This is a genomic window from Tumidithrix elongata BACA0141 (genome assembly GCF_036349135.1).
Classification (GTDB): Bacteria; Cyanobacteriota; Cyanobacteriia; order Pseudanabaenales; family Pseudanabaenaceae; genus Tumidithrix; species Tumidithrix elongata.
In genome coordinates this window covers 1-2,702 of the sequence record NZ_JAZBJZ010000222.1, presented here as the reverse complement: position 1 = coordinate 2,702, position 2,702 = coordinate 1, and the positions used below count along the sequence as shown (strand labels likewise).

The following is a 2,702-nucleotide window of genomic DNA, read 5'->3' as shown; positions in this document are numbered from 1 at the left end:
TAAAAGAGGGTGTCCGTTTTCATGAGGGCTAAGCATAGCATGATGCTTGAGCTACGCAAAGGTGTGATGCCTACAATACAAACCAAGGATTAGTTTGCTTCGTGAAAGGGATTGACATACCAGTTTTGAATCTTATTGAACCATTCTTGGTATTCAGAAGGCATAGGGTTTCCTAAATACTCGTTTGTTTCTCTAGTCTGACAGGTAACTTGCCAGCCACTAGGTAATGTTTTCCAGTAAGTTGCCTGCCAAGGAACAAGGTGTTCCCATATTTCAGAGCCAGAAACTATTTCCTGTTGTGAAGAATAACGTAATGAAGGAAGATATTGTTCAACTATTTGACGATCACTCCCACTAAACGAGACTTCTTCTCGTTCAAGCCGACCAGAGATATACAGATTCCAATTAGGTTTAGAAAGCTTTTCCCATTGTTCTCCGCCTAAAGATGTTAAGCCATAGTGAAGGTCTAGCTTGCCAGCTAAGGCATTCTCTATATCTTGTTGTGTTGGAGTTATTCTCATAGGAAAATCGTCTGGATTTTTATAAAGTTGAGCTATTAGCATTTCCTCTTCAAAAAGCATAAGTAAGGCATCAACAAGTTCCGTACGATCAAGTCCATGTCCAGTTGATTTGTTCACAACGAGTTCGAGCTGATCATCTACAAGAATATGAATAGGGAAAATTCCCTTATAAACCAAATCTAAAAGCCAGAACTTTGCACTATCTACTCTATCTAAGAATTCCATTTGTATTACCTCTTTGCTTGTGAACGAAGAATAGCTCCTCTTTTACTGGGTTTTGGATCTCCTCCATTTTCTTCGCAACATTCGCATTGTCCTACGGAACCCGCTTGGTTACCATTTCTTTTTTTGACATTGTAATGGTATCCTAATGTGTACCGTTTGGGGTTTTCTGCAGGACTTTGACCGCAAGGTCCCTTATCAGCAATGACTGCATTCTCACGATATCCATTCGGAGCAAGAACATTTGCAGCAAAATTTGCGTCAGGCCAAGAGTATTGACCGGGTAGGTCAGTACAGGGTATAAGATTTGGGTACGCATCTTTACAAGTCATCTTCTCTTTACCTTGATCTTGACATTCAATATATTTCTTTGCACCACCACTAAGTGCATCGCCAAGTGAATTGAGTCCTCCAGTAACAGGATCGGGGAGAGGAATTTTTGTAGGCAAAGGTCTTGGAGTAAAACTAGGAGTTGGAGATGCTGATGGAATTGGGCTTGGCGATGTTGTCGATGTAGTCGTTGGAGCAGGCGCGGGCGCAGGTGGATTTCCTTGAAACAAGCCCCCCAAACCAGATGCCGCAGCACCAACTAACCCAACGATTGCCGCCCAGATTAAATCACCAATATTTGGATCGTTTTTACTTCCCGCAGTAAAGCCCCACGGATCAGTTCCATTCGTCGCACTATTCCCAACATATCTGTAAAGATTCGTATCGCCACCCGCAAAACTAATTCTATCCTCGCAAATAAACCTACCAACCACAGGATCGTAATAACGAGAGCGATAGTAATAAAGCCCAGTCTCAGAGTCAAACTCCCGACCTGTAAAGCCAAACCTAGACTTCATCGTAGGCGCACTCTGACCCGTAATATTCCCAAAACTATCGTACTTGATATGATTTTGCACCACACCCGCACTACTCACCAGATCCCTCACCGTACCCAAATAATCAGAAAGCGTCCAAGAAACTTGAGTAGTTTCAACCGCCAGCACCTGATCCAGATTCGCACCATAGAGATATCTCTCTTTTAGCGTAGAACCCACAAACACCAGCATAATATGGTCGCGGTCATAAACATACCTCTCAGTCACCGCAGCCCCAGCACCCGCACCATCAAGATCCACTGTTTTAGCAATCCTTCGGTCAAAAATATCGTACTTGTAGCTTACAGAACGGATTAGAATTCCCGAATTGTTTTTCGTATCCACACCAGTCAAGCGATTCCTGTAATCCCACGTATAACTCGTTACCTCACCTGTCGAGATTCTCGTCCTTTGAGTGCGATTTCCCTCATCATCATAGAGATAGGTAAACGTTCCATCCGATTGCAAACGATTATTCGCCGTCGTCACATAACCCGTGCGATTTCCCAACGCATCATAGCTAAACACCTCAGATGTTTGGTAACTATGGGTCGCAGCCGTAAGCTGACTCGTGGCATCATAGCCATACCCACTACTCCCATCCACCGTCATCAACTGCGTCACCCTTGCCGCCGCATCATAGGTCAGCCCATTACTATTAATCGTCGTCGCATTCCGCACATGCGTCAGAGCCGTTAACTTACTCGCCAGATCGAATGTCAGATTGCTATTCACCACAGGCACAGACTGATCCGTGCTGGCAAACCTGTTGATTCCCGACATTTGTAAACCGAAAACTTAGTGAGTTTTAAGCCAAGCATTTAAGTCAGCGATCGTTTCAAGGTCAAAAATTGCTTCTGCAAGATTTTCTAGCTGCACCGCAGATAACTTAGAAATCCGATTTTTTAGTCTGGGGCTGATTTGACCAAATTTGCGGGTCAGTTGGCGCAGCAACATTGCAGCTTGTCTCTGCAAACCTTCTTGCTTACCTTCTTCAAAAGCTTCTTGGTAAACGCGAGTTTTCTTTAAATCAGTCTGTGTAAACATTTTCTCAATCTCCTGACGACCTAACTTGGGAAATTTATATACCAGT

At 43.7% G+C, this 2,702-nt stretch carries 3 protein-coding genes; all 3 read right to left on the bottom strand.

The window, feature by feature from the left end; all coding sequences use genetic code 11:
• Window positions 1-89: 89 nt before the first annotated feature.
• Window positions 90-746, bottom strand: a complete 657-nt coding sequence (locus V2H45_RS25440) for a hypothetical protein (RefSeq protein ID WP_330486497.1) — start codon at window positions 744-746, stop codon at window positions 90-92.
• A gap of 5 nt (window positions 747-751) precedes the next feature.
• The gene (locus V2H45_RS25435; RefSeq protein WP_330486496.1) at window positions 752-2,392 is read right to left on the bottom strand and encodes an RHS repeat domain-containing protein; all 1,641 of its coding nucleotides are present in this window, start codon (window positions 2,390-2,392) and stop codon (window positions 752-754) included.
• A 15-nt stretch (window positions 2,393-2,407) separates the two neighbouring features.
• A partial coding sequence (locus tag V2H45_RS25430) for a DUF4351 domain-containing protein (protein WP_330486495.1) occupies window positions 2,408-2,702 on the bottom strand: 295 nt, incomplete at its 5' end.

Coding starts and splice junctions, on each gene's coding strand:
- V2H45_RS25440 (WP_330486497.1), bottom strand. CDS start 746: ATGGAATTCTTAGATAGAGTAGATAGTGCAAAGTTCTGGCTTTTAGAT.
- V2H45_RS25435 (WP_330486496.1), bottom strand. CDS start 2,392: ATGTCGGGAATCAACAGGTTTGCCAGCACGGATCAGTCTGTGCCTGTG.